Genomic DNA, 6,384 nt, shown 5'->3' with positions numbered 1-6,384 from the left:
TTATTGCAGAGCCTCAAAATATCTTGCCGGCTGCAACAGTTCGTAATGGGGCAGAATGCCTGCAGTATCCAGGAGTACCCAGCCTCCAATGAGCAGAAACAGGCAGCAGGCTGATATCCTGAGTAATTTCAGGGGCAGCCTGGCAGCAAAGCGGGAGCCGAGCCAGAGTGCAGGGGTGGTAACTAATAGAATACCCAGAGTTGCCCCTGCCACTACCGGTAAAAAGGCTTCAAATGCTCCTGCCAGGGTTATCACAGCCAGTTGTGTCTTGTCCGCCATCTCCAGGATGAAAAAAGCCAGTGCAGATGCCAGAAAAATGCTTCCTGTTGAGCGTTGCTTGAATTTTTTTTCATCATCCGGGATAAGCACCCATATCGCCATAATTAGAAAAACAGTCCCAACAATCCAGCCCTGCCATTCGGGGTTTATTACCCTGAACAGCCAGACGCCCAGAAGCGCGGATAAGGCCTGGTTTAAAAAGAGTCCGGTGGTCATGCCCCAGAAAACGGGCCAGGGACGTTGATACTGAACACCTAGAAGGATGGCCAGAAAAAGGGAACGGTCTCCTATCTCGGCAATACCCACAGCAAGGGTTGAAATCAGGAATGCTTCCATGTTGCGCCTTGTGGACCGGGCGGCTGTTTGCGAAACATGAGACATAAAACTCCATTGCCCGGTCAGGGTAAGGTTCTCTGGTGCCTTTGAGAACCGGAGTTCAATGCCACAGGTCTCGTCAAGCCATATCTGGTCGCGCACGCCACGGCTGATTTGTATGGCCGATGATGTTGACGTACGCCTTCGCCCGACACGAGCGAAGCGACTACTCCCCTGAAGTGAACGTAACCATTCAGAGGGGGCAGATACCGGCCAGGGGACAGTCCCCGCGACATTTTTCCTGCACAAACACAAAAATTACAATCGCTAAATATTGTGAAATTGCACAATCTTACATAAGCGGGGACAGTCCCCCGGCCTTTTGCCAATAGTCACCACCGAGGACCCCCTGAATGGATACATGTGAACTTATCTGAATCACAGCAGGACGGGTTTGTCAATAATTTATGTTGGGGAGTGGCTGAGTGTGGGTATATGGGAGTAAGGGGATGTGGGGTATTGGAGTGGAAGATGAGCAGGAGAGGGGTGAAGAAGAGTAAGTGGGTGGTGCAGAGAAGAGAGAATCAGAGTGGGAGAGGAAGGATTGGTGCGTGGGATTTCAGAGAAGCGCGGATTCGGCGGCCGGGAAATCAGGATGTTGCAAGATGCGGATAAAATGCCTAAAAGAGTATAGGAGTTTTTACAGAGCGTATCTCTTCAGCGCTTTTTAGGAAAGCAGGTGACAGGCACTCCGGAACCCACTTGAGCATCATTTTGTGCTTATCACTACAGCGACACTTTAATTTATGCTGGAAGGGGACTGGCTCACCGCACTTATTTTGCTTACAGAAGACTGACGGTTTTTAAAAATAAGTTCGGGGTGCCTGTCCCCGGTTGCCGAGGCGATAATTTACACAAAGTGCCGCTGTAGTGTTATAATGACTCATTTTTTAGGACAAGCGGGTCCCGGAAGAGTCAGCCCCCGTGCCACATGCAAAGCGCTGAACAGATACTGCAGACCAATAACTGAATGGAGATTGTTATGAAGCATAATATTGTAATTATCGGCGCAGGTCCCAGGGGAACTTACTGTTTAAGGCGTTTATCACTGGCCTTATCCGCCAACTCTCCTGAAAACCAGGTCAATATTCACGTGGTGGAAAAATCCGGCAAGTTCGGTGGGGGCAATGTTCACAACGTAAATCAGCCTCATTACCTGTTGTTGAACACCGTTTCCTGCCAGATTACAGCTTTTGGGGATGATGATGCCGAGGCTCGTGCCAGGGAATCAAGAAAAACTCTGTACGGCTATCTGCAGGAAAAGGGCTACAGCTATGGTCAAAACGACTACCCGCCCAGGGCGCTGCACGGAGAGTACCTGGCTGCCTGCTTTGACTGGACAGAGGCTAATTTTCCGGAAAATGTGCGCCTGCACCGGCATGTGGCTGAGGCCGTTGATATAGATCCTGCGCCAGATGGGCTGCAGGTGGTACTGCTTGATAATGGTGAAAGGATTTACGCCCAGGAAGTGGTCCTGCTCACCGGGCATTCCAAAAACAGGATTGTACCGGGCAGCCTGGAGGACAGGTTAAACAAGTTTGCTGAGGCCGGGCAGCAAAAAGGTGACAACATTTCCTATGTTCACCTGGCCTATCCCATAGCTTCGAAATTAGAGCACATCCAGCCGCATGAGACCGTATACGTCATAGGCATGGGACTGACTGCCACGGATGTAGTCAGAGGCTTCACCCATGGACGAAGCGGAGAGTTCCGGTCCGGAAGGTATCTCCCCAGCGGAAAGGAACCGCATATCATCCTGGGCTCCAGGCTGGGGCTCCCGTATTGCGCACGTGGGATCAACCAGAAGACAGAACAGTACCAGGCCCGGATATTTACCAGGGAACTTGTGCACAGGCTGAAGCAAAAAGGCAAGCTGGACTTCAGGGATGAACTTTTTCCCCTGATTCTGCAGGAAATGGAATACGTTTATTACAAGACCCTCAAGGGTGAAGACTTCGGCCGCGCATATTTGAACTGTCGGGATGCAACCCAAAGAGCGGCCCTGGTGCAAAAAGAGATTGAACATCATGAAAGGTTTGACTGGCAATACCTGGAAAATCCTTTGTCCAGGCTGGAGTCCGCTAGAAAACCCGGTGAGACTCTTTTCGACTCCATGGCGCATTACACGGATTTTGTGCTGCAGGAGATCCGCCATGATATCGAAGAGGCAAAAAAGGGCAATATGGACAGCCCTGTTAAAAACGCGGTGGACTCGGTGCTGCGTGATCTGCGGGATACATTGAGAAATGCGGTGGATCACGGGGGACTGACCGCGGCCTCGCACCGGTACATGAAAAAGACTTTTGAGCGCACCAACAACCGGGTTGCGGTGGGGCCACCCATTGAAAGTGTACAGGAACTCTGGAGTCTGGTCAGGCAGGGCCTTGTTTCTTTTTCAGGCCCATCACCGGAGATCCGAATGGATCAAGAAAAGGGATTGTTTGAGGTGTCAAGTCCGGAAGTTCCCGGATCCCGGAGGATAGTGCATCATGTGGTCAATGGCCGTATCCATGGCGTGGATAACAAAAACGACACATCAGCCCTCATCCGGAACCTTTTGCAGCGCGGGATGGCACGTACTTACACCAATTCCGACAATACCGGAAGTTTCGAGATGGGCGGACTGGATATCACCCAGGATTACCAGCTCGTGGCAGAAGACGGCGGCATAAATGAGCATATCTGCGCCCTGGGTATCCCGGTGGAGGGCAAGGTATGGTTCAATGCCGCTGATGCCCGCCCGGATGTAAATTCCAACGCCATTACCCAGCTAAGCAACTGGGCCGGGGATGCAGTGAAAAGGATACATCACAGGGAGCAGGCCGGGGTGCAGACAGTGCAAGAAGAAGTCTGAGTCTGGATTGCCTGGATCAAGGGATCTTAAGTTGCTCCCCTGCCGCCTGCATAAAGGTCTCAAGCCTTTGCCTGTACGGAGGGTGGGCGAAAAAGGCGGAACCTGAGACCAGCACATCGGCGCCCCACTCCAGAAGATCCCTGGTGTTGTCAGGGGTGACCCCCCCGTCCACCTGGATCAGTGCCCGGGAGTTGCACTGGTTTATCATGGACTTCAGTCTGCGGATTTTTTCCAGGCTGAAGGGTATGAACGTCTGGCCCCCAAAACCTGGATTGACGCTCATGATAAGGACCATTTCTACTTGAGGCAGGACGTACTCCAGCACCTGCAAAGGGGTATGCGGGTTCAGGGCAACAGCTGGTTTAGCGCCCAGCCTGGATATCTCTGACAGAGTACGCTCCAGATGTCTGCAGGCCTCTGCATGGACGCATAAAAGGTCTGCCCCGGCGTGAACAAAGTCTTCCAGATAACGGTCAGGGGCCTCTATCATCAGGTGTACATCGAAGAAAAGACCGCTGTTTTTGCGGCATCCGGCTATGATTGGAGGGCCAAAGGTTATATTGGGAACGAATGAGCCATCCATTACATCCCAATGCACCCAGGACAGACCGGCATCTTCCAGGTCCCTGAGTTCCCGGGCCAGGTTGCTGAAGTCGGATGACAAAAGTGAGGGCGAGAGGATCATTTCCTTGGGCATACTTCAGTCTCCGGCATTGCAGATGGTTGCAATACCTGTCATTTTTGAGGTTAACGGTTCAATTTGAGCTTGTGCAGATAAAAGCTGATGAGCAGTTGAGTCAGTGCCAGGGGATAGCTGGTCTTTTGGGTTTTGCCCTCAAGGTAGCGTCCTGTACCGGCAATGCTGGTGGGTCCGGCTTCTGGCAGGTTATCCAGGATAATCTTGGCTGTGGACTCCATGGTGTTCTGCCTGATGTTGCCCTGGATGTGCAACAGGTCCACGGGAGTTCCCGAGTCCCGGCCCAGAGTAAAGGAAAGGCAGTTTTCCTCTGAACCGGGATTTTCTTCTACAAGTTCTGAGAAGTCGGGGTGTCTGACCGTTGGTCTTAAGATCATCTTTGCATTGAGTTTGCTGCCGGTCTCCTGGGGTAATTCTCCAGGTCGGTAAAAGTTGAGCACTATGTCGGCATGTTCACGCTGTGGAGCGATGTAGCGCGCCGACATTTCCGCCCTGCGGTACACCGTGTTTTCCGCTTCCTCAGAAGAGTATCCGCGCTGAGAGATGTCTCGCTGCACTTTCCATGTTTTTCTCAGGAAGTCCTCGGGATCCAGGAATACCTTGAGGTCAAAGATTTCCCGAAGTTTTTTGTTGTAAAATCCCAGAAGACCCTCCACAATGATAAAAGACCCTGGCAGCACATATTCAGGCAGGGCGAAATCCCCTCTCTGATGATCATAGACGGGCTTGAGAATTGCTCCTCCCCGGCGCAGTTCAGTAATGTGGCTCTGCAGAATATCCAGATAATTGCAGTCCGGGTGCAGGGCGGACAGGTTGGTCTCCTTGCGCTGAGCCCGGCTGTACTTGTGATAATCATCAATGCAGATGTTGGTGACTATTTCGGGGCCCAGGATCTGTATTATGCCCTGGGCCAGAGTGGTCTTGCCGGAGCCGCTGTCTCCGGCAATGCCGAGTATGATGGGTTTTGCCCTTCTCATGTCTGTCTCGGGTTCATGACTTTGTAATTATTTGTATTTGATGGCGCTGATGCGCAGCAGTTTTTCAAATGAATGAAGTGATTCAATGCGTCTCAGAGTACCTGTTTTGCCCCGCATGACCATGGAACGGGTCAACGCTCCCTGTCCGGTAAAACTGACACCCTGCAGAAAAGTACCACCTGAGATGCCGGTTGCAGCGAAAAATACATCCTCGCTGCGGATGAGGTCGCGTACAGTAAGGACTTGCTTCAAATCATACCCGGACTGCAGCAGGTTGTTCTTTTCCTGCTCTGACTGGGGATCAAGCCGGCACTGCATTTCCCCGCCCATGGCAATAATGGCGGCAGCTGTCAGAACGCCCTCTGGTGTACCTCCGGTACCCATCATGACGTCCACATCGCCGTCCGGGCTTACGGCCATCAGTGCTCCAGCCACGTCCCCATCGGTATGCAGCTGAATGCGGGCACCCGCCTCCCGGATCTCCTGAACGAGGTTCCTGTGACGGGGCTTGTCCAGCACAAAAACCACCAGGTCGTCCACCGATTTGCCCAGGGCGGATGCAATGGACTGAAGGTTGTCTTTTACAGGGGCATTAATGTCTACGTAGTCCCGGGCCTGGGTGGGTACAGCTATCTTTTGCATGTAAAAGGCCGGTCCCGGATCATACATGGTGCCCCTGGGAGCCAGAGCCACCACTGAAATGGCGTTGGGACGGCCATAGGCCAGCAGTTTTGTGCCCTCTACCGGGTCCACCGCAACATCCATGCCGGGTCCCCGTCCTGTGCCCAGGGGTTCTCCATTGTAAAGCATGGGGGCCTTGTCTTTTTCTCCCTCACCAATTATCACCACGCCCCTGATTTCAATGGCGTTGAAGCTCAGGCGCATGGCATCCACTGCAGCCAGATCTCCGTTTTTGTTGTCCCCCTTCCCCAGCCAGCGCGAAGATGCCAGGGCGGCTGCCTCTGTGACCCGGACCAGGTCCAGGGCCAGATTTCTCTGAGGCGCTTCTTGTTCCATGGCTAGTCCTTTTATTGTTTTGATGGCAATCTGAAATGATCAGCACTACAGCGAAACTTATTACCACTACAGCGAAACTTCAAAAAATTATAACCTGTCTCAATTGGGGACAGGCACTTTTGCCGTTTGAAAACTTGCAATTGAACAAAAAATCAGGCGGCAAAAGAGCCAGTCCCCGGAGGTCA

At 52.4% G+C, this 6,384-nt stretch carries 5 protein-coding genes; 1 reads left to right on the top strand and 4 read right to left on the bottom strand.

The window, feature by feature from the left end; genetic code table 11:
• Window positions 1-660, bottom strand: coding sequence for a TMEM165/GDT1 family protein (locus tag QZP87_RS01700; RefSeq protein ID WP_291321191.1), 660 nt, complete (start codon window positions 658-660; stop codon window positions 1-3).
• A gap of 976 nt (window positions 661-1,636) precedes the next feature.
• Between QZP87_RS01700 and QZP87_RS01695 the strand changes: the two genes are divergently transcribed.
• Window positions 1,637-3,508 (top strand): FAD/NAD(P)-binding protein, encoded by a 1,872-nt coding sequence (locus QZP87_RS01695; protein WP_291321190.1) that lies wholly within the window; start codon window positions 1,637-1,639, stop codon window positions 3,506-3,508.
• A 16-nt stretch (window positions 3,509-3,524) separates the two neighbouring features.
• On the opposite strand, the gene rpe is transcribed toward QZP87_RS01695, so the two are convergent.
• The 3 genes from rpe to glpX all read right to left on the bottom strand — a co-directional run bounded on the left by rpe (window position 3,525) and on the right by glpX (window position 6,199).
• Window positions 3,525-4,193, bottom strand: coding sequence for a ribulose-phosphate 3-epimerase (gene rpe / locus QZP87_RS01690; protein WP_291321192.1), 669 nt, complete (start codon window positions 4,191-4,193; stop codon window positions 3,525-3,527).
• Window positions 4,194-4,255: 62 nt separating this feature from the next.
• Window positions 4,256-5,182, bottom strand: a complete 927-nt coding sequence (locus QZP87_RS01685; RefSeq protein ID WP_291321189.1) for a phosphoribulokinase — start codon at window positions 5,180-5,182, stop codon at window positions 4,256-4,258.
• A 27-nt stretch (window positions 5,183-5,209) separates the two neighbouring features.
• Window positions 5,210-6,199, bottom strand: coding sequence for a class II fructose-bisphosphatase (glpX, locus tag QZP87_RS01680; RefSeq protein WP_291321188.1), 990 nt, complete (start codon window positions 6,197-6,199; stop codon window positions 5,210-5,212).
• Window positions 6,200-6,384: the final 185 nt, after the last annotated feature.

Origin of the sequence: Desulfonatronospira sp. (genome assembly GCA_003563255.1) — a bacterium.
Taxonomy (GTDB): domain Bacteria; phylum Desulfobacterota; class Desulfovibrionia; order Desulfovibrionales; family Desulfonatronovibrionaceae; genus Desulfonatronospira.
The sequence above is the reverse complement of the archived record's forward strand: the minus strand, read 5'-3'. Positions and strand labels throughout refer to the sequence as shown.